The 2,092-nt window shown below is 67.5% G+C and carries 1 protein-coding gene; it reads left to right on the forward strand.

The window, feature by feature from the left end; all coding sequences use genetic code 11:
* Positions 1 to 68: 68 nt before the first annotated feature.
* Positions 69 to 2,092: non-ribosomal peptide synthetase (locus tag G4D83_RS45125; RefSeq protein WP_240357193.1), on the forward strand; the 2,024-nt coding region annotated here is incomplete at its 3' end.

A 2,092-nucleotide genomic window follows, 5' to 3' on the forward strand; every position in this document is an offset into this window, starting at 1 on the left:
TGGTGGGGAGGGCGAGAGAGGTGACGTTGGGTGCGTACGCGCACCAGGACGTGCCATTCGAGAAGTTGGTGGAGGAGTTGCTGCCGCGGAGGGACATGAGTCGCAGTCCACTGTTCCAGGTGTCGCTGACGTTGCAGAACACGCCCGGGGTGGAGGTGAAGCTGGGGAAGGGGTTGGTGCTGAGGGGGCTGGAGGCGGACACGAAGACGTCGAAGTTCGACTTCTCGATGTTGGTGGGGGAGGACGGGGAGGGGGTGGGGGTGACGCTGAACTACAACAGCGACTTGTACGAGGAGGGGACGGCGGAGCGACTGCTGACACACGTGAGGGGTGTGTTGGAGGGGGCGGTGGAGGGACTGGAGAAGAAGGTGTGGCAGGTGTCGCTGGTGGGTGAGGAGGAACAGCGGCGACTGGTGCGCGAGTGGAGTGGGAAGGCGAGGCCTCCGACTGCGCGCCGTGACGAGACGCTGGCGGGACTCTTCGAGTCGCAAGTGGAGAAGACGCCGGGCGCGGTGGCGGTGGAGTGCGGAGAGGAGTCGCTGACGTATGCGCAGCTGAACGAGAGAGCCAACCAACTGGCGCACCACCTGAGGGAGGTGGGAGTGGGCCCCGAGGTGAGGGTGGGGCTGTGCGTGGAGCGAGGGGTGGAGTGGTTGGTGTCGGTGCTGGGGGTGGTGAAGGCGGGAGGTGCGTACGTGCCGCTGGAAGCAGGAGTGCCAGCGGAGCGGTTGAGGTGGATGAAGAGGGAAGCGGGAGTGGCGGTGGTGGTGGGGACGGACGCGCAGGTGGAGGAAGTGGCGGAGAGCGCGGACGTGGTGGTGGGTGTGGACGGGGAGAAGGAACTCATCAGCCGTCAGCCGCGAAGCAACCCGAGCCTCCGAGGAAGCGGAGGCAACCTGGCGTACGTGATGTACACGTCGGGAAGCACGGGGACGCCGAAGGGCGTGGGAGTGCCGCAGAGGGCCGTGGCGAGGTTGGTGCTGGGAGCCAGCTACGCGAACTTCAGCGCGGATGAGGTGTGGATGCAGCTGGCGCCGGTGTCGTTCGACGCGTCGACGTTGGAGGTATGGGGCGCGTTGCTGCACGGGGCAAAGCTGGTGGTGTACCCGGCGAAGGAGGTGTCGCTGGAGGAAGTAGGCCGCGAGCTGACGAGGAGAGGCGTGACGTCGTTGTGGCTGACGGCGGCCCTCTTCGAGCAGATGCAGGCGTACCAGCCGGAAGCGCTGAAGGGCGTGCGTCAGGTGCTGGCGGGAGGAGACGTGCTGCCGGCGCAGCGAGTCCGAGAGCGGCTGCGCGAGGGCGGCACACTCATCAATGGGTACGGGCCGACGGAGAACACGACTTTCACGACGGCGTACCGGATGGAAGACGAGCGGCAAGTGGGCACCCGAGGTGCGCCGATTGGGAAACCAGTCGAAGGCACGGAGGTGTACGTGCTGGACGGGCGACTGAATCCAGTGGCGGTGGGAGTGCCGGGAGAGCTGTACGCGGGAGGAGAGGGGTTGGCGGTGGGGTACGTGGGGCGCCCGGAGTGGACGGCGGAGCGCTTCGTGCCGAGCCCGTATGGAGAGGGCGAGCGGCTGTACCGGACAGGAGACGTGGTGAGGTGGCGGGGGGACGGGGTGCTGGAGTTCCTGGGCCGACGAGACAGTCAGGTGAAGGTGCGTGGGTACCGGATTGAGTTGGGGGAGGTGGAGGAGGGGCTGAAGCAGCAGGCGGGGGTGAGAGAAGCCGTAGCGGTGGTGAGGGAGGAGCGGGGGGACAAGAAGCTGGTGGGGTACGTGGTGGGGGCGGGGTTGGACGCCAGTGCGGTGAAGGAGGGCCTCAGGAAGAAGCTGCCGGAGTACCTGGTGCCGACGGTGGTGGTGGTGCTGGAGGCGCTGCCGCTGACGGCGAACGGGAAGGTGGACCGCAGGGCATTGCCAGCGCCCGAGGACGCGGCGCAGGCGGCGGAGGAGTACGAGGCCCCGCGAGCAGGGACGGAAGCGAAGCTGGCGGAGGTCTTCGCGGAGGTGCTGGGCGCGAAGCGGGTGGGGAGGAAGGACGACTTCTTCGAGCTGGGAGGACACTCACTGCTGGCGACGCAGGTGGT

Origin of the sequence: Myxococcus eversor, assembly GCF_010894455.1 — a bacterium.
GTDB classification, from domain to species: Bacteria; Myxococcota; Myxococcia; order Myxococcales; family Myxococcaceae; genus Myxococcus; species Myxococcus eversor.